This window comes from Silvimonas sp., from assembly GCF_031291215.1.
GTDB lineage: Bacteria > Pseudomonadota > Gammaproteobacteria > Burkholderiales > Chitinibacteraceae > Silvimonas > Silvimonas soli.
The window spans coordinates 95,201-113,050 of record NZ_JARLJK010000054.1 but is presented as its reverse complement, the minus strand read 5'-3'; the positions used below and the strand labels follow the sequence as shown (position 1 = coordinate 113,050).

The following is a 17,850-nucleotide window of genomic DNA, read 5'->3' as shown; positions in this document are numbered from 1 at the left end:
GAAAATCTTCCGCGCCGTTTTTTGGGTCTGCACATCAGCCCACTACCAAGCCTAGCCCTTGCGCCGCTTTTTATTGCGGTAATGCTCAAAGCGCTGCCGGGTTACATCGTCTTTCTGCGTGCCGAAGGCGTAATGGCTTTCCAGCCACATCACATTGATGATGCCAAACGCCAGCGCCAGCCCCAAACCCAATATCCAGGTGAAATACCACATGCTTGATTGCTCCTTGCTCGCTAGCCGGGGTTAATAACTGGTGTGCGTTTCGGCACGGATGCGTTCTACCGTGACCTTGCCGCGCATCACGCGATAAACCCAGCCGGTGTACAGCGAAATGATCGGCATGAATACAATCGCCACGCCCAGCATGATGCCCAGCGTTTTATGGCTGGATACCGCATCCCACACCGTCAGGCTGGATTTCGGATCTAGCGAAGATGGCAACACGAACGGGAACAACGACCAGCCCGCTGTGAGGATGATGCCGATCAGCGCCACGCTACTGGCCAGCAACGTCAACCAGCGCAACCGAATGCCCGCAAATACCACCGCCAGCACCGCGCCGGCGACGCCCAACGCCGGCAACAACCAGGTCAGCGGGTAACGCGCGTAGTTAGCCAGCCAGCCGCCGGGGAGCGATTCCACGACTTTATCCAGCGGCCGCAGCACGTCGTTGGGCGAACCCATTTGGGTGATCTGCAAACCGGCGCGTTGCGATATCCAGAAGCCGCCCAGCACAAACAACGCCGCCGTGATGACACCCGCCACCTGCACCGCCCGCCGTGCTCGCGCCTGGATCACACCCTCGGTGCGCAATTGCAGAAACGCCGCGCCATGCAGGGTGAGCATCGCTAGCGACACCACGCCGCAGAACAGCGCTAACGGGTTCAGCAGATCAAAGAAACTGGCATCGCCGTAGCTCACCCGCATGGTGTTATCAAACTGATAAGACACACCTGTGAACAGATTGCCAAAAGCCACGCCAAAGATGATCGACGGCACCAGCCCGCCCACGAACAAGCCCCAGTCCCAGCCATTACGCCATTTCGGATTGGGCAGCTTGCTACGATAGTCAAAGCCGACCGGGCGTAAAAACAAGGCAAACAAGGTCAGCATCAACGCAATATAGAACACCGAAAACGCTGCCGCGTACACCAGCGGCCATGCGGCAAACAAGGCGCCGCCAGCAGTAATCAACCAGGTCTGGTTGCCCTCCCACGTCGGCCCTACGGTGTTGATCAGCACCCGGCGTTCATCATCGTTTTTGCCGAGGAACGGTAACAACACGGCAATGCCCAGATCCCAGCCGCCAGTGAGCGCAAAGCCGATCAACAACACGCCAACCAGCGCCCACCAGATCAGCTTGAGCGTTTCGTAATCAAGCATGTTGTTCCCCTTGTGGCAGCTTCTTCTCGCCGTGGTAGTTGCCAGTATGCAAAGACGATGGCCCGAGGCGGATGTACTTGATCATCAGGTACATCTCGATCACAAACAGCGTGGAATAGATGCCCAGCAAGCCAAACATGCTGAAGTGCAGTTGCCCGGTACTGAGTGACGACGCCGAAAGGAAGGTCGGCAAGATGCCGGAAATAGTCCAAGGCTGCCGACCGTACTCGGCCACAAACCAACCCAGCTCAATCGCCACCCACGGCAACGGAATCGACCACACGCACAGCCGCAGCAACCAGCGCTGTGGCGCCAGATTGCGTTTGGCCAGGAACCAGAACGACGCGGCAAAGATAAACAGGAACCAGATGCCCAATCCAACCATGATGCGGAAGGAGAAAAACAACGGCAGTACCTGCGGAATGGTGTCATTGGCCGCCGACTTGATTTGCTCTGGCGTCGCGTCAGTCACGTTTGGCGTGTATTTCTTCAGCAGCAAGCCAAAGCCCAAGTCTTTCTTGTGTGCTTCAAATTGGGTTTTGACCGGATCACTCTTGTCGCCCGCCAGCAGCTTTTGCAGCGCTTCATACGCCACCATGCCGCTGCGAATGCGATCCTCATATTGCAGCTTGAGGTCTTTCAGTCCGGTGACTTGTTTATCTACCGAACGCGTGGCGATCAAGCCCAACAAGTACGGAATGCGGATGGCGTAATCGGTGCGCTCTTCTTTTTGATTGGGGATACCAATGGCGGTGAACGTGGCAGGTGCGGGCATGGTTTCCCATTCGGCTTCAATCGCCGCCAGCTTCACCTGTTGTACTTCACCGGATGTGTAACCCGACTCATCGCCCAGCACGATCACTGACAACACCGACGCCAGCCCGAACCCCGCCGCTACCGCAAACGAGCGAATGGCGAAGCCGGTATCACGCGCTTTGAGCAGATACCAGGACGACACGCCCAGTACAAACATCGACGCAGCCACGTACCCCGCCGCCACCGTATGCACAAACTTCACCTGCGCCACCGGGTTGAAGAACACATCGGCGATGCTGGTCAGCTCCATGCGCATGGTTTCGTAATTGAAATCGGCACCGACCGGATTTTGCATCCAGCCGTTGGCAATCAGAATCCACAAGGCCGACAGGTTGGAACCCAGTGCCACCAGGAAAGTCACGCCCAGATGCTGTACGCGCGACAGGCGATCCCAGCCAAAGAAAAACAGCCCGACAAAGGTGGATTCCAGAAAGAACGCCATCATGCCTTCAATGGCAAGCGGCACCCCAAAGATGTCGCCCACGTAATGCGAGTAATAAGCCCAGTTGGTGCCGAACTGGAATTCCAGCGTAATCCCGGTGGTGACGCCCATGGCAAAGTTGATACCAAACAACTTGCCCCAGAACTTGGTCATGTCCTTGTAGACCTGCTGGTCGGTCATGACATACATGGATTCGCAAATAACCAGAATCCAGCTCAGGCCCAGCGTGAGTGGCACAAACAGAAAGTGGAACAGCGCGGTAGAACCAAACTGCAGGCGCGACAGTTCCACCACATCAGCGGCGGGTATCATCAGGTGTTTCTCCAGGGATGCGCAAAGCGGGGGCGGACGCAGTTGCGCCCATGATTTGTTGACGCACCATCTCAGTCGGCACGTTCATGTTTTCAGCAACGGGATGAGCAAACCATGCGTGCCAGGCCAGCCACAGCAAGATCGCCTTGACGATCAACAACGCCGTGATTTCCAGCGCCAGACGCCGGTCAAATGATCTTGATCGCAACAACTGCATGACTTCGTTACTCCGTTGCGGTGTCGGTAGCATCGCCGCGTACGTGTTCTAGTCCATCGTAGCCCGGATGCCACATAGCGCAATCCGGGATTGGTTTGGGCAAGGTGCGAATGCCAGCCCCGTAGCCCGGATGAAGCATGTCCCTCGGGGGTACCCCCACAAAACCTCTGGATATCGCATATGACAACTGCAGGGGGTAGCAAGAATCCGGGGTGGCAACACTTCAACGACTCATCGGCCTCTGTACTTGCCGATATCGCCCCCGGATTCTCGCTAATGCTTCATCCGGGCTACGGGCTGCCTATTTATCCCCGCGTAGCCGATCCGCCAGCCCCAGTACTTTCTGGACCTTTGAACCCAGCCGCATCAGGTTTTCCAGGGTTTCTGGCGACAAGCGGTGAATCTCGTCAAACCAGCCCGTGGCCAGATCAATCAGTTCATGCATTTGCCGCATGCGTTCTTGTGCGTAACGCTCATCGTCATTGGTCGGCGCGGCCAGCATGGCGTCACGCAGCATGGATAACGTCGGGTCGATTTCGCGCTTCTTTTTTTCTTCGGCCAGCGTGCGGAAAATCTCCCACACGTCTTTGGGCGCTTCGAAGTATTCGCGCCGATCTCCGGTTTGATGAACCATGCGGGCAATGCGCCACGACTGCAGTTCCTTCAAACCCATGCTGACGTTGGAGCGAGAGAAACCGAGGGTTTCGCCAATTTCATCGGCATTGAGCGGCTTGGCAGAGATAAACAGCACGGCGTAAATCTGGCCCACAGTGCGGTTCACGCCCCAGCGGCTGCCCATTTCGCCAAAGTGCAGGATAAAGCGCTCGGTGAGCGGGGTGAGTTCCATGTTTTTGTGTTCTGCCAAGTGGATTTGATCAAAAGTTTCGTGATTTCTTGTATTTCTGAATTTTCACTAATTACTGAAAATTGTAAAACTGCCGTTGTTCTAGCGCAATATACATCTGTAATTATTTTGCTAAAGGCCATTTGCAATATCCCCCCCAGGGGGATACCATGCGCCGTATGGAACACACCGATCACCCCGAAATCATCAACCGTTTGCGCCGTGCCGAAGGGCATCTGAAAACCATCATGCGCATGCTGGAAGAACAGCGCGCGTGTCTGGACATCGCCCAGCAACTGCAAGCGGTCGAAAAAGCCATTGCCAGTGCCAAACGCCAACTGGTGCAAGACCATATCGACCACTGCCTGGAAAACGCCGTGCAAACCGGCGAAGGCGGCCAGCGACAAGCGCTGGATGAATTCAAACAAATCGTTCGTTATCTCTAAGGCCAGCCCGGATGACTTCTCCTTACCGCCCCGCCCCATCCGCGCCCGCCCCGGCAGCCGTGGCCGCACACCAGCACGGTGACGACTGTAAACACGACCACGCGGGTCACGACCACAGCCATGGCCACTCTCACGATCACGGACATGGTCATGCTGGCCACAACCACGATCACACCTTTGGCCATGCCCACGGCGTAACCGATCAACGCCGCATTGCGCTGGCGTTCTTTATCATCTTCGCTTTCATGATCGTCGAGATCATTGGTGGCGTCTGGTCTGGTTCGCTGGCCTTGCTGGCCGACGCAGGCCACATGGTGTCGGACTCGGCCGCATTGGGTTTTAGCTGGCTGGCATTACATATCGGCAAACGCCCGGCCAATGCCAAGCTGACTTTTGGCTACAAGCGACTGGAAATCCTCGCTGCGTTTGTAAACGGTTGCGCGCTGTTCGTGGTGGCAGGCTGGATTCTGTTTGAGGCCATTGTGCGCTTTGCCCATCCGGTCACGATCCTGAGCGGCCCGATGCTGTGGGTGGCCGTTGCCGGGTTGGCATCCAATATTGCGGCGTTCTTTGTGCTCAATGGCGGCAACCAGGAAAACCTGAACATGCGCAGCGCGTGGCTACACGTACTGGGCGATTTGCTGGGTTCGGTGGCGGCGATTATTGCGGCGCTGGTCATCCGTTACAGCGGCTGGACGCCCATTGACCCGTTGTTGTCCGTGTTGGTGGCATTGCTGATCCTCAAAAGCGCCTGGCAGATCGTAAAAGCCACCACGCATATCCTGCTGGAAGGCACGCCGCCCAATATCAATCTGGACGAGATCAAAAGCGATCTGGAGCAAAACGTGGCTGGCGTCACCGACGTGCACCACATCCACGCTTGGGCCATGACCGCCGAACAGTTAATGGTGACCTTGCACGCCGTGGCTGCGCCAGACGCGGACCCCGCCGCCATTGTCGGCAAAATCCAGCAACGGCTGGCTGAAAAATTCAATGTGGATCACGTAACCGTGCAAATGGAAACCGCGGATTGCATTGACCAATATCACCAGCACGCGCCGCAAGGCGAGCAATGCCACTAAGCCCGGCGTGAAGCCAAACTGTGCTGTGCAATCTGAAGCCGGATTGAGCTAGCCAGCGCTGTTGCGCTGCGGCAAGATCATGGTCTGTCTGGATATCTGACCGCTGGAGGTTTTTCATGATTGTTCTGGTAACTGGCGCGAGTGGCGGCATTGGCGCTTCCACCGTGCTGCGCTTTGTGGCTGAAGGCCATAAAGTGATTGCTGCGTCGCGCAGTGTTGACGCCATCAACGCCTTGGCGGCACAGCATCCGGGGCAGATTCTGCCGTTGCAACTGGACGTAACCAACAACGACGCCGTTAACGCAGTTCTGGCGCAATTGCCTGCCGAGTTTGCGCAGATTGATGTACTGGTGAACAACGCCGGTCTGGCGCTGGGACTGGAACCCGCACAACGCGCCGAACTGGATGACTGGGAGCGCATGGTCGATACCAACATCAAAGGCCTGCTGTACGTAACCCGCGCCGTCTTGCCTGGCATGGTGGAACGCAATCGTGGCGTGGTGCTGAACCTGGGCTCAGTCGCTGGTCGCTGGCCATATCCCGGCGGCAACGTTTACGGCGCAACCAAAGCCTTTGTACGCCAGTTCTCGCTCAACCTGCGCGCCGACCTGATCGGCACCCGCGTGCGCGTAACCGATGTGGAACCGGGCATGGTTGGCGGCACCGCGTTCTCGAACGTGCGCTTTCACGGCGACGATGCCAAAGCAGCGAATGTCTACAGCGGCACCGAACCACTGACGCCAGAAGACATCGCCGACGCCATTTACTGGATCGCCTCACGGCCAGATCGCGTGAACATCAACACCATTGAGATCATGCCGGTGCGGCAATCGTTTGGTGGATTGGCGATTGATCGGGACCGGAAATAGCTAACGCGTTTTGCTCCAGATAAAAAGCCCGGCGGATCGGATCTGCCGGGCTTTTTATCTGGATTGTGTGTGGTGCGAATCCGGGCGGCAGAGTTTTATCAAACGCCCTTCACACCCGTGCCGCAGGCACTAACACCACTACCTGCTCCACTTCGTCCGATCCCCCAGATTAATAAACTGGTAATACCGCACCAATGTAATCTGCTGATGGTCATCCAGCAGCTCTTTGGGCACTGGCCCAAACGGCGCAGAATAACGCAAGATCTTCAGTGCTTCCGCATCCAGCTCCGGATTCCCCGACGTGTTCACAATCTTGGCTTGCGCCAGTGTGCCGTCAGAATTGAGCACCATACGGAACTGCAGCAGGCCAAAGATGGAATTGCCGTTTTTATCTTTGGGGAAATTCATCTGGCCGATACGCTCGACCTTCTGTTTGATCTGCTGCTCCCACAAACCAAAGATATTGCGGGTGAGCGGGTCGGCCTCCAGCGAACGGGTGGCTTCATCCACCTGGCTATCGTGCGGATCACCAATCGGCTGCTTCAGATCAGAGAAATGCATCGCCAGTTTGCCCGGCTGTTGCTGTGCCTGCCCCTGCGGCTGGTGGTTGAGCGCGGCGTCGAGCCCGCTCATCTGGATATCTTTCGAATCCTGGTCGGGCTTGGTCGGCGCGGGTGCCGATGCAACCTGTTTCACCACTTTGCGGCGCGGCTTGGGCGGCGGTGCCACGTAATCCGGTTTGGCGGTCGCAGCTGGCGCAGTCATGACCGGTGGCGCGGTGATTTCAGCCACTTGCGGTGCTTTGGTCTGCTTGGGAACCAATTGCATCTGGAAAGGCATTTGCTGCGCCTGCGCCTGTTCCAGCGGCTTGGTCTTGCCCTTGGGAATCAGCAACGCCGAAAGGTGCAGCAATATTGCCAACAAGAAAGCAAGCGCCAGCAAATCTAGCTGGATGGTCAGGACGCCGTCTTTAAAGGAGATGTACTTGACTGACAAGAATCTTCAACTTCCAAAATTTAGTATTCGGCTTGAGCGGGCAAACCCGACATCACAACGGCAATTACTGGTTTTTACAGGTCTGGATTAGCAGCCAGGCAAATCATCGTCTTTGCGCTCTTGATCCCGGAAGGAACATAACACGCACTTGCAATCTCGTAACCTGTTCCAGCAATTTCGCGACACTCGCGACAGCTTGCCGCAGGAACTGGCCCGCCGCTGTTTTACCCTGAGCCAGGGCGGCAATCAATCGCATTGTGTATCGCGCATGTACGGTACACGCATGCCGGGGCGGAGAACGGCAGACCTTATCGAGGAAGTAACGCAGCAGAGGCTCGCCGGGTCTACAAACCCCACAGGAATCTTTAGCAAATCCGAATTGTTTTACGACTGGAGAAGCTGGCACCCGCCATCGCTATCAACCCAAAGATCATGTGCTAGCGGGTCCAGCTCACCTGGTCTTTCTGATAGTTGTTGTACATCAGCATGAGAATCTGGCCATTCTCATCCCAAAGGTCTTTGCTGGCGGGGCCAAACGGCGCGGCGCGGCGCACGATCAGCAGCGCGGCATCGTCCAGTTCCGGGTTACCCGACGAGGCGATGATCTCACTTTCCACCAGCGAGCCGTCGCGGCCGTTGATCAACAAACGCAAGCGCACGCGACCATACATGGCATCACCATGCGTATTGCGCGGGAAACTCATCTGGCCAATTCGCTCAACGCGCTTGCGCAGTTGTTCTTCCCATAAACCGTAGATGGCACGCGTGACTGAATCACGTTGGGCCCGAATCCAGCCTTCTTCTTGCGGCGTACGGGATGAACTGGTCGTAGCCGCAGGCGCACGCAAATCAGACAAATGAATCGCCAGCCGCGGCGCCGGTTCGCTGGTGCCCCGCGAAGAACGATCTGGCCCATTGCCACTGCCCGCTTCTTTTGAGCCTGTGCCCGTACCGTTGCGCGCCAATCCGGCCGACGAGCTTTCTGCATGCGGAGCAGGCACAAAGCCCTTGCCCGGCGCGCTGGTTGGCAGTGCTACCGGAACGCTGGTCGGCGCAATCGCCGCCGGTACCGCGGTAGGGAGCACCGCGACCATTGTCGGCGCAGCCGTGGGGACTGGCGCAACGGTGGGAACAGCCGTCGGCAACGGTGTTGGCAGGTGCGTCGGTGCCGGTGTTGGTGCTACCGTCGGCACCGCCGTGGGTGCCTTCGTGGGTACCGGCGTTGCAATCGGCGTCGGCACTACCGTTGGCGCCGCGGTCGGAACAGGCGTGGGCAGCGGTGTCGGATTAGGTGTAGCTGTCGCGACCGGGGTCGGCGCGATTGTGGGTGTGACAGTCGGCGTTGGTGTCGGGGTCGGCACGTGCGTTGGCTCTGGCGTGATCACCGGCGTCGGGCTCGGCGTTGCAGTGGGTGTTGGCGTAGCCGTCGGGACCGGGGTCGCGGTTGGGGTCGGCGCGGGCGTTGGGCTAGCCGTTGGCACCGGCGTCAATTCACTGACTACAACGGGCGCCGAAGCTTGTTCCGGTTGCGGCACTGACGCTTTGTGATGAATACGCCGACTCAACACCGCCACCGGCGTCGAGACCATCGGTTTTTCAGGTACCGGCACGGCAATGACTGCAGGCGGCGCAGACTCTTCCACAGTTTGCTGGTCGTGTACTGGCGTCTCCGGCACGGATTCAGGTTCCGGCGTCACAACCGGCTCCGCTTGCGGCTGCAGATTGATCTGGAACGGCAAGTTTGTGGCGAAAAAGCGCGAGCCCCCACTCGAAAACGAGAACGGGATCAATAACGTTGCCAGGTGCAACAGCACCGCCAGCACAAACGCAATCCAGAGCAGCCGCCGCTGTCTTGTCAATTCATCCTCACCGGTCAAAGCAATGCATCATCAACAACCTGCCACGTCGCCTTGCCTACGCGGGCGAGTGGTGGTTGCATGTGGATGCTGAAAGGTACACTAGTCTTGCAATTTGCGCCGTAGCATTAGTAAGCAAGTGCAATCTGACCGATACAATGGCAGTGTTTGCGCAGCGCGCCCACAACGCGTTTATCCACTTGACCAGGATGTTGCCCATGAAACCCGCCGATGAATCCGCAATCCGCGCGCTGTGCCAGCAATGGCTGGATGCCTCAATGACGGGCGACACGGCGAGCGTATTGGCGTTGATGGCCGACGATGCCGTGTTTATCACGCCCGGCCAGCCGCCAATTGTGGGCAAAGCCGCCTTTGCCGCGCTCTTGCCAGCAAACCCGGCCAGCATGCGGCTGGTGGCAAAACAGGAGATTCTGGAAGTCGGCGGTACTGATGATCTGGCATCGTCACGCGGCGCGCTCACCGTGACGGTCACTCCGCCATCATCGGCGCAACCCGTCACGCGTTCCGGCCACACGCTGACGCTGTTTGCGCGCCACCCCAGTGGCCACTGGTTGCTGACGCGCGACGCCAATACCTTGTTGCTCCAGCCCGGTAGCGGCGCTGACGTGGGCTAGCTGCCCCGGCGATCATGCTCACTGGCAGTTTCACCTATATCCCCATTTTCAGCAGATACCTACACTGGCTGGCTAGCTGGGGATTTTCATGTCGCTACCATCCAAAGCCCGCCGCCTGGGCAAGTTGTTCATCCTGCTGGACAACTTTCTGGTCGTTTTCGGGTTTTTCGTCGTTTTTCCACTGATCAGTATCCACTTTGTCGATCACATGGGCTGGGCCGCCATCATCGTCGGCACTGCGCTGGCCGTGCGCCAGTTTATCCAGCAAGGTCTGGGGATTTTTGGCGGCGCGGTAGCCAACCGCTTTGGCGCCAAGCCGATGATTGTCACCGGCATGTTGATGCGGGCAGCCGGTTTTGCCCTGATGGCGCTGGCTACTACGCCGCTGGTGCTGATCTTGTCGTGCGTGCTGTCCGCCTTGGGTGGCGTGTTGTTTGATCCGCCGCGCTCGGCGTTGATTATCAAACTGACACGCCCGCGCGAGCGCAACCGTTTTTACGCCATCATCATGATGCAGGACAGCGCTGGTGCCGTCTTGGGCGCCATGACCGGCAGCTGGTTGTTGAATGTCGGGTTTGAATGGGTCGGCTGGATGGGCGCGGCCTTGTTTGTTACTTGCGCCCTGTGCAATGCCCTGCTGTTGCCCAACTATCGCATCGCCCGCGGTCGCAGCGCGTTTTTTGCGAATATCGGCAAAGTACTGGCCGACCGCGAATACGTTAAATACGCGCTCACGTTATCCGGTTATTACGCTCTGGCCGTGCAGGTCTTGATGCTGATGCCGATCGCCGTGATGCAGCTAACCCACGACAGCCATGCCGTGGGCTGGATGTACACCCTGGAAACTGCGCTGTCTCTCACCTTGTTGTACCCGATTGCCCACTTCGCCGAACATCGCGTGCGACTGGAAAGCCGCTTGCTGATCGGACTGGCACTGATGTGCGTCAGCCTGTTTCTGCAAGCTTTCTCTCAGTCATTGACGGTGTTTTTTGTGCTGCTGGCGGTGTTCTACATCGGCACTATTACTGCCGATCCAGCTCGCGAGATGCTCTCCGCTCGCAAGGCAGATTCCGCAATGTTAGGCAGCTATATGGGTTTCAGCCGGATTGGTCTGGCCTTGGGTGGCGCGCTGGGGCAATTGTTTGCCGGAGCGGCTTATGATCTGTCGCGGCAATGGCATACGCCCAAACTGCCGTGGTTTGCGCTTTCCGGCATTGGCGTGATCACGTGGCTGGGTTTGTGGAAGCTGTTGAAACCGGTGCGCGGTCACTCGTCGGCGACGGTGAGGACGCAACGGGCATAGCAGACATCGGCGGTGGGCTGGGACGCCGCTCTGGCCGATGCTGCTATCTATCGCCAGTTACATTCAGGCCAGATGTTCGGCCAGGAATTGCAAAGTACGACCATGCGCCAACAAGGCGGCATTCTGGTTGTACATGGCGCGACCCCAGCAACTAAAGCCATGATCGGCGTTCTCGTAGACGTAAATTTCGGTCTCGTCACGATCGCCCAGCGTATCAATCACCGCCTCGCGCACGGCGTGGGTGATGTAGGTGTCCAGGCCACCGAAGTGAAATTGCACCGGCGCAGTGAGCGTCGCGGCTTGATCCATCACCGTATTGATGGCGCCCGGGTAATACGCCACGCCAGCGGCCACATCCGGGCTATTGGCCGCTGTCAGATAAGACAAGCGCCCGCCCATGCAATAGCCCACGGTTGCGATCTTGCCGGTGACTTCCGGCAGCGCCTTGAGCGTGTTCACCGCGCCGACCAGATCTTTCACGGCGGCCGGTTGATCCAGCGCCTGCATATGGCCAAAGGCTTTGGGGGTATCGACATCATCATATTTGAGCTCGATGCGCGGGGACTGACGCCAGAACACATCCGGTGCCAGCACCACAAAACCATCGGCTGCATACTGATCGGCCACGGTACGGATATGCTCGTTCACGCCCCAGATTTCCTGGATCAGCACCAGACCAGGCCCTTTGCCTGTCGGCGGCAATGACAAATAACCGGTGTAGGTCTCACCCGTGGTGCTTGTGATATCGATCCAGCGTGAAGTCATCGTGTTCTCCGTTATATACAAAGGGGGATGGAAACTGCTGTCGCACAGGTTGGGCGTAGACCGGTCAATTACAAGCGTATCGACGAACGATTTTTTGCCAGCCACTTGTCTAGCTCGCGCCCAAAGATTTGCCGGTCCGCCGCCGACAAGCTGGCCGGGCCACCGGTTTGCACGCCGCTATCGCGCAGGCCTTGCATGAAGTCGCGCATGCTCAGGCGCTCCTGAATATTGGCCAAGCTCAAACGCTCGCCACGCGGGTCCAGCACTGCGCCGCCTTTGGCAATCACCGCCGCCGCCAGCGGAATATCCGCAGTAATCACCAGATCGCCTGTCTGCGTGCGTTCAACGATTTCGTTATCGGCTACGTCGAACCCGGCAGGCACTTGCACAGCGCGCAACCAGGGCGAAGGCGGTACATGCAAGAGCTGGTTGGCAACCAGAATGATGTGGATTTGCGCCCTGTCCGCTGCCCGGAACAGGATTTCCTTGATGGCTTTGGGGCAGGCATCGGCATCCACCCAGATACAGGCAGCGCGGGGATTAACCGGGGAATCAGGAGAGTTGGCTGTAGACATGCCGGGAGTATAAAACGGCGGCTGACTGGTCGGGGTAAATCCCGGCCAGTCATTCCGCCATTGATCTGCTTGCAGCACAGCAGATGGATGTTTTGATTAGAGCAAGACATTGCCCAATCAGCAAAGTCCGATCACGCCGCCCTGAGTTGGGTCCGGCTGATCGTTTCCAACAACATGCGGCGTGCCACCTCGATATCTGCAGCCAGACCAGAATCGGCTGCCTCGGCGAGCTTGTTATAAGTTTCAGCCCAGATTTCACGTGCCTGAGCATGATTGTTTTCAAACTGCAAAAAGACATAATCGAGCGCCGCTTCCACGGTGTCGATTTTCAACCCGCCAGATCCTGGCGGCACTACTGGTTGTTGCAAGCTAGTCATGGCAAAACTCCCACCCCAGGCATTTGCTGTGGTTGATGCCGGCCTGTGCAAACACCTCGTCTCTTGTTGGCTCTGACACGGCTGACCGGCGAGCCCGTTTAAGTACCGGGTCCTGCGATTTACGAAAATATCACAATAGTTGCCGACATCAATTACAGTCTGGCCCCCGAAAACAACCGCTCGGGTATCTGTCTGTATCGCTGATACCAGTGAACTGTGTTGCAGGGTCAACTGGGACAATGGTGGCGCGTTTTGTTCAGGCACGGTGTTTACAGGCTGAGGTGCACATGCCAGTCAATAATGGTCACCGCCCTACCCGATTTGACGGCATGGCAAACCGGTGCCATTTACCGGGTGACAGCGACCTTCGGGCCGGAGTAATGCAACAACCACCTGGACTCTGTGCCCAAATAAGCAATATTGAGAATGACCCGGCGTGACACACACTGAACTGCCGCAGCTTCCTGAGTTCGATACTGCCAGCGGCTTGGCCCCGACATTGCGCAACGAGGACGATTCATGACAACAACATCTTGCGGCTTTCGCTCTTTGCTCGCCGCATTGCTGATCGCACCCTGCCTGGCTCACGCTGCCTTGGGTGGCGCACCGGCGACTTCCCCTTCTGCACAAAAGGCCCTTAAAGCCACCAGCAAAGTTGCGGCCAGCAACGGCGCAGCCGATATCACCACATCGACCGCTACATCGTGGACTGTCAACACGCTGCAAACCGCAGGTGGCACCGATATTCGTGAATACGTGACCTCAACTGGCGTGGTGTTTGCCGTGGCCTGGGCCGGCCCGCAACTGCCTGATCTGCGCGCTCTGCTGGGCACTTACTTTCCGGAGTTTGTTGATTCAAACAAAACGCCGCATGCCGGGCATACACCCAACCTGGTCAACAACCCGGACCTGGTGGTGCAATCTGGCGGCAAACCACGCGCCTATACCGGTCGGGCCTGGGTGCCCTCTTTGCTGCCGGCCGATGCCAGCATCGACCAGATTCATTAACCGCCACCTTTTGCCATGAGCATGAATATGCATAATATCCAGCCCCCCAAGAGGTACTCGATGCGGCTCTTTCTTCTGGCCTGCCTCAGCGGATTCATTTTGTTATTGTCCGGCTGCAATGGCGGAGCCGACGGCAGCTCCCTGGTTCCAACACCCACGCCGACGCCCACTCCGGCCCCAACGCCAATACCGACTGGCGATAACGTCATGGCGGTGACCGTGGACGCCGGTCCGGGCAATTTGTCCTCGTTATCGCTGAATGTGCCGACAGTGAGTGTGACCATTTGCGCGCCGGGTACCGCGCAATGCGTCACTGTGGACCACATTCTGGTCGACACAGCCTCTACCGGTTTACGCCTGATGGCCAGTGCGCTGGGCAACGTCAACAGCATCCTGCCGCAAGCCACGGTACCAGGCGCCAGCACCACACCGCTGGTGGAGTGCTACAAGTTTGCCGACGGGTTTATCTGGGGACCAGTCAAAACCGTGGATGCCACTTTTGGTGGCAAGACGGTCAGCAATCTGTCCATTCAGGTCATTGGCGACAGCACTTATGCCAACACGGTGCCTACCGGCTGCAGCAGTGGCGGTAGCCCGGAAAACGACGTGAACTCTTTTGGTTCCAATGGCGTGTTGGGCATCGGCAATATCATCCATGACTGCGAAAGCCTGTGCACCAGCCCCACCAGCCCGTACCTGGAGGACTTTTATTACGGTTGCTCCGTACCAGGTAATTGCATCGCCACCGCCGTGCCGCTGATCGCCCAGATCATGAACCCGGTGTCATTGTTTGCCAGCGACAACAATGGCGTGGCAATGACCATGCAAACGGTGCCAACGTCCGGCGCGAGTACCGCAGCGGGGTTCCTGATCTTTGGCATCGGCACGCAGTCAAACAATGCGCTGGGCAATGCCGCAGTTTATCCAATCGATGCCAATGGCTTGCTGAATATGAGCTACCAGAGCAAGACCTACTCAAACAGCTTCCTCGATAGCGGTTCCAATCTGTTGTTCATGCCCTCAGCCACGGGGATTGCCATATGCACCGGTACACTCCCCGGCTTTCTCTGCCCAACTAACGCGATCGCCGCCAATGTGACCGTTACCGGCATCAACGGCACGCCCAGCAATATCGTTGGGCTGAGCATTGGCAATGCGCAAACCCTGCTTGGCAGCAACAGCTTTACGGCCTTCAATAATGTGGGTGGCAATAACGGCACCGGCGGCATTGATCTGGGCATGCCGTTCAACTATGGCCGCACCGTGTTCACGGCATTTAATGGTGCGTCGACCAGCGCTGGCAGCGGGCCTTTCGTAGCGTTCTGATCTCTTCTGATTCAGTTCCGTGACAACCACAACGTCGCTCCATTTCGGGGCGACGTTTTTATTTGTGCAGGGCAAACAAGCTGCATACGTTTTAGCCATCGTCTCTGGCAAACCGACGACCGTCGTGACTTTCCCGCCGTCCGGGCCTAAGCGGCCCGTTCCAGTCTTTATGCCGATATAATATGCGGCGGAGATGACATGCCGGGCTCACATGGCTTGGCATTGTTTTTGCTGCACATCTGCATTGCGTCTGAATACCCCGGACGTCGTTACACTCAATGCATACTCAAAACACCAAGGAACTAGAATCATGAAGGCGTTGTGGCTGGGCTTGTTTGCCCTGATCTGTGTTTCTGCGCATGCGGAACCGGGCATTACCGACTCTGAAATCGTACTGGGCCAGTCAGCCGCGCTCAGCGGACCGGCAGCGGAGCTGGGTAAAGGGGTCAATCGTGGCGCCAAGGCTTATTTTGACTGGGTTAACCAGCATGGCGGCGTCAATGGCCGCAAGATCAAACTGGTCGCGCTGGATGACGGCTACGAGCCGGATCGCGCTGCCGCCAACACCAAGACTTTCATCAAAGACCAGCCGGTGTTTGCATTGTTTGGCTATGTCGGCACCCCGACCTCCAACGCTTCGCTGCCGCTGATCAATCAGGCCGCAATCCCGTTCATTGCCCCGTTCACCGGTGCCGACAGCCTGCGCAATCCGCTGAATCACAACGTGTTCAATGTGCGTGCCAGCTACCGCGACGAAGCGGGCGAGATTGCTGAATCCATGAAAAAAATGGGCATGTCGAGCATCAACGTGTTCTACCAGAACGATGCTTATGGTCAGGCTGGTTTGAAGGCCATGCAAGAGGCTTCAGCCAAATACGGTATCAAGCTGAACGCGCTGGCTACCGTGCAGCGTAATAGCACCGATGTCAAAAAAGCGGTGGAAGACCTGGTGGTGAAGAACCCGGCCAACGCCGTATTTATGGTTACCGCCTATAAATCCAGCGCAGCATTCATTACCGCTGCGCGCGCCCACAACTACATTGGGCCGTTCTATAACGTCAGCTTTGTGGGTACTGAAGCGCTGGTGTCGGAACTGAAAAACGATGGCAGCGGCGTGATTGTGTCGCAAGTCATGCCCACACCGTACAACCCGACCAAACAAGTGACCATTGAATACGTCAAAGCGCTGACTGCCGCTGGCGTAAGCAATGTCGACTACCCCAGCCTGGAAGGCTACATCGGCGCTCGCGTCATGGTGGAAGGCCTCAAGCGGGCCGGCAAAGCCCTGACCCGCGAGAAACTGGTAGCGGCACTGGAAGGCTTGGGCGATTACGACATGGGCGGTTTCCGGGTCAAGTTCTCCAGCACCAATCACAATGGTTCGAGCTTTGTGGATTTGACGGTGGTGGATCACGACGGGCGTATTCATAGCTAACGCGGGTGTATTCCAGCGACAAAAAAAACCGACCCTTGAGGTCGGTTTTTTTATGTCCAGGCTATGCGTTGCCTGCCTTGTTTGTCCCGCAAACACTCATGCAAATCCAGGTTCCATGCCGTTGCGCGGCTTAACGCACGATGCGCCCATCATGACTGTAAATCGTCATGCGTTCTCCTCGCACAAACCCCACCAGCGTCACTCCGGCCTCCCGCGCCAGCCGCACTGCCAGCGCAGTGGGCGCCGAGATCGCGGCGACAATGCCAAAACCGGCAGCTGCCGCCTTGTGGACGATCTCATACGACGCCCTTGAGCTGATCACCAGCACGCCATCACGGGCCACCGTGCGCGCGGCGGCGCCGATCACCTTATCCAGCGCGTTATGGCGGCCAACGTCTTCGCGCACCAATATCTGCCCATCGCGCCACCATCCGGCCGCGTGGGCGGCGCCAGTGGCATTGTTCAGCGGTTGCAGGGCGCACAAGCGCTCCATGGCTTGCAGTACGTCTTGATGCGCCAGGCAGACCGGGTTAACCACCTGCGCCACTGGGCGAATTGCGCTTTCCAGTGAGTCTTGTCCGCACAGGCCGCAACCGGTACGCCCCGCCAGATTGCGACGCACCTGTTTGAGTTGGGCGAAGCGTTGTTCAGTGATCTGGATTTCTACGGTTATGCCGTTTTCTGCGGCTACCAGTTCGATATCCAGCAGTTCACCGGGTTTCTGGATAATGCCCTCGGTCAGCGAAAACCCCAGCGCGAAGTCTTCCAGATCCAGCGGGCTGGCCATCATGACCGCATGCGAGATGCCGTTGTAAACCAGTGCCACGGCAGTTTCTTCAGCAAGGATTTCCGTGCGCGGTTGTGCCTGACCGTGATCGATACGGATCGCGCCCAGCGGCTGGGTCGTGGCGGGTATTGCCAGCGTTATTGTGGACACAGAGCCCTCCCCGCCGCTGTCAGCCAGACGGTGCGGCGTTTGTCGTCGGTTCTAACTTCAACCAGACCAATGCCGCCCGCCTGGGTGTCCGAAGCCAGTACCGTCAACGCGCGATTAAGCTGGCTCATACCCAGCGCCAGCTTCTTGCCAATCTGGTGATCGGACAAACCGTCGCGCTCGGCCAGCAGGGCCACAATGGCCACCAGCAGTTCTTCCATAGTTCCTT

General features: G+C 57.7%; 20 protein-coding genes. 8 read left to right on the top strand and 12 right to left on the bottom strand.

The features are described 5' to 3' along the window. Window positions 1-51 precede the first annotated feature (51 nt). The 5 genes from cydX to P4L78_RS02060 form a co-directional block, all read right to left on the bottom strand. A complete protein-coding gene (gene cydX, locus P4L78_RS22850) occupies window positions 52-213 on the bottom strand; it encodes a cytochrome bd-I oxidase subunit CydX (RefSeq protein WP_390901509.1) in 162 nt (53 codons plus the stop codon). 30 nt (window positions 214-243) lie between these two features. Further along, window positions 244-1,383, bottom strand: coding sequence for a cytochrome d ubiquinol oxidase subunit II (gene cydB / locus P4L78_RS02075; protein WP_283148514.1), 1,140 nt, complete (start codon window positions 1,381-1,383; stop codon window positions 244-246). Further along, window positions 1,376-2,953 carry a cytochrome ubiquinol oxidase subunit I gene (locus tag P4L78_RS02070; protein ID WP_283148513.1) on the bottom strand — a complete coding sequence of 526 codons (1,578 nt, stop codon included), beginning with the start codon at window positions 2,951-2,953 and terminating at the stop codon, window positions 1,376-1,378. The genes cydB and P4L78_RS02070 overlap by 8 nt, the downstream gene beginning before the upstream one ends. Continuing rightward, entirely contained in the window at window positions 2,937-3,170 is a 234-nt protein-coding gene (locus P4L78_RS02065) for a hypothetical protein (protein WP_309326689.1), read from the bottom strand. Before P4L78_RS02065 ends, P4L78_RS02070 begins: the two co-directional genes overlap by 17 nt. A gap of 301 nt (window positions 3,171-3,471) precedes the next feature. Next, window positions 3,472-4,017, bottom strand: coding sequence for a GbsR/MarR family transcriptional regulator (locus P4L78_RS02060; protein ID WP_283148511.1), 546 nt, complete (start codon window positions 4,015-4,017; stop codon window positions 3,472-3,474). A 167-nt stretch (window positions 4,018-4,184) separates the two neighbouring features. Here P4L78_RS02060 and P4L78_RS02055 point away from each other — a divergent pair, with 167 nt between their 5' ends. The 3 genes from P4L78_RS02055 to P4L78_RS02045 all read left to right on the top strand — a co-directional run bounded on the left by P4L78_RS02055 (window position 4,185) and on the right by P4L78_RS02045 (window position 6,411). Then, window positions 4,185-4,460, top strand: coding sequence for a metal-sensing transcriptional repressor (locus P4L78_RS02055; protein WP_309326687.1), 276 nt, complete (start codon window positions 4,185-4,187; stop codon window positions 4,458-4,460). Between the two features lie 11 nt (window positions 4,461-4,471). Further along, window positions 4,472-5,542: a cation diffusion facilitator family transporter gene (locus P4L78_RS02050; protein WP_309326685.1), complete on the top strand. Its 1,071-nt coding sequence runs from the start codon at window positions 4,472-4,474 to the stop codon at window positions 5,540-5,542. Window positions 5,543-5,658: 116 nt separating this feature from the next. After that, the gene (locus P4L78_RS02045) at window positions 5,659-6,411 is read left to right on the top strand and encodes an SDR family oxidoreductase (protein WP_283148508.1); all 753 of its coding nucleotides are present in this window, start codon (window positions 5,659-5,661) and stop codon (window positions 6,409-6,411) included. Window positions 6,412-6,549: 138 nt separating this feature from the next. On the opposite strand, the gene P4L78_RS02040 is transcribed toward P4L78_RS02045, so the two are convergent. Both P4L78_RS02040 and P4L78_RS02035 read right to left on the bottom strand, forming a co-directional pair. Continuing rightward, on the bottom strand, window positions 6,550-7,407 hold the full coding sequence (locus P4L78_RS02040; RefSeq protein ID WP_309326682.1) for a TonB family protein: 858 nt from the start codon (window positions 7,405-7,407) through the stop codon (window positions 6,550-6,552). Window positions 7,408-7,844: 437 nt separating this feature from the next. Beyond that, window positions 7,845-9,266 (bottom strand): TonB family protein, encoded by a 1,422-nt coding sequence (locus P4L78_RS02035; RefSeq protein ID WP_309326680.1) that lies wholly within the window; start codon window positions 9,264-9,266, stop codon window positions 7,845-7,847. A gap of 215 nt (window positions 9,267-9,481) precedes the next feature. On the opposite strand from P4L78_RS02035, the gene P4L78_RS02030 reads away from it, so the two are divergent. Beyond that, complete coding sequence (locus P4L78_RS02030; protein ID WP_309326678.1) at window positions 9,482-9,898, top strand: SgcJ/EcaC family oxidoreductase; 417 nt, start codon at window positions 9,482-9,484, stop codon at window positions 9,896-9,898. 88 nt (window positions 9,899-9,986) lie between these two features. Beyond that, a complete protein-coding gene (mdtH, locus tag P4L78_RS02025; protein ID WP_309326676.1) occupies window positions 9,987-11,201 on the top strand; it encodes a multidrug efflux MFS transporter MdtH in 1,215 nt (404 codons plus the stop codon). Window positions 11,202-11,264: 63 nt separating this feature from the next. Here the strand turns inward: mdtH and P4L78_RS02020 are convergent, their stop codons facing one another. From P4L78_RS02020 to P4L78_RS02010, 3 genes are all read right to left on the bottom strand, one after another. Continuing rightward, entirely contained in the window at window positions 11,265-11,966 is a 702-nt protein-coding gene (locus tag P4L78_RS02020; RefSeq protein WP_309326674.1) for a dienelactone hydrolase family protein, read from the bottom strand. Between the two features lie 68 nt (window positions 11,967-12,034). Next, window positions 12,035-12,541, bottom strand: a complete 507-nt coding sequence (locus tag P4L78_RS02015) for a YaiI/YqxD family protein (protein WP_309326672.1) — start codon at window positions 12,539-12,541, stop codon at window positions 12,035-12,037. Window positions 12,542-12,672: 131 nt separating this feature from the next. Beyond that, a complete protein-coding gene (locus tag P4L78_RS02010) occupies window positions 12,673-12,873 on the bottom strand; it encodes a hypothetical protein (RefSeq protein ID WP_283148501.1) in 201 nt (66 codons plus the stop codon). Window positions 12,874-13,437: 564 nt separating this feature from the next. Between P4L78_RS02010 and P4L78_RS02005 the strand changes: the two genes are divergently transcribed. The 3 genes from P4L78_RS02005 (at window position 13,438) to P4L78_RS01995 (ending at window position 16,687) form a co-directional block, all read left to right on the top strand. Beyond that, a complete protein-coding gene (locus tag P4L78_RS02005; RefSeq protein WP_309326670.1) occupies window positions 13,438-13,926 on the top strand; it encodes a DUF2844 domain-containing protein in 489 nt (162 codons plus the stop codon). A 60-nt stretch (window positions 13,927-13,986) separates the two neighbouring features. Next, window positions 13,987-15,252 (top strand): DUF3443 family protein, encoded by a 1,266-nt coding sequence (locus tag P4L78_RS02000; RefSeq protein ID WP_309326668.1) that lies wholly within the window; start codon window positions 13,987-13,989, stop codon window positions 15,250-15,252. A gap of 310 nt (window positions 15,253-15,562) precedes the next feature. Continuing rightward, window positions 15,563-16,687: an ABC transporter substrate-binding protein gene (locus P4L78_RS01995; RefSeq protein ID WP_283148498.1), complete on the top strand. Its 1,125-nt coding sequence runs from the start codon at window positions 15,563-15,565 to the stop codon at window positions 16,685-16,687. A gap of 130 nt (window positions 16,688-16,817) precedes the next feature. On the opposite strand, the gene fdhD is transcribed toward P4L78_RS01995, so the two are convergent. Together fdhD and P4L78_RS01985 are read right to left on the bottom strand one after the other, a co-directional pair. After that, on the bottom strand, window positions 16,818-17,624 hold the full coding sequence (fdhD, locus tag P4L78_RS01990; RefSeq protein WP_309326666.1) for a formate dehydrogenase accessory sulfurtransferase FdhD: 807 nt from the start codon (window positions 17,622-17,624) through the stop codon (window positions 16,818-16,820). Next, on the bottom strand, window positions 17,612-17,842 hold the full coding sequence (locus P4L78_RS01985; RefSeq protein WP_309326664.1) for a hypothetical protein: 231 nt from the start codon (window positions 17,840-17,842) through the stop codon (window positions 17,612-17,614). The genes fdhD and P4L78_RS01985 overlap by 13 nt, the downstream gene beginning before the upstream one ends. Between the last annotated feature and the right edge of the window lie 8 nt (window positions 17,843-17,850).